Raw genomic sequence first — 232 nt, 5'->3', positions numbered from 1 at the left:
GCGTTCTTCAGCACCCAGGGATTGGTTTTCGCCTCCGCTGTGGAGATCACGCCCGAACGCACCGCGGATGCTTTGGCCAGGGTCCGCAGCTTCATGGCCAGAGCGCCGATCAGGGCGATCGGGTCGACGCCTTGCTCCACGGCGGACCGCATGGCGATGATCGCCTCCGCCGTCTTGCCTTCGATCGCCTTGTCCGCAACGGTGAAACCGGTGACCTGCGGACTGGAGGTCA

General features: G+C 65.1%; 1 pseudogene. It reads right to left on the bottom strand.

What is annotated here, in order from left to right:
- Nucleotides 1-232 (bottom strand): annotated as a pseudogene (locus B2994_RS00810) (DNA polymerase III subunit delta); the annotation flags it as partial.

It is taken from the genome of Bifidobacterium sp. UBA744, assembly GCA_002298605.1.
Lineage (GTDB): Bacteria > Actinomycetota > Actinomycetes > Actinomycetales > Bifidobacteriaceae > Bifidobacterium.
Note: the sequence above shows the minus strand (reverse complement) of the source record. Positions and strands in the feature narration are given on the sequence as shown.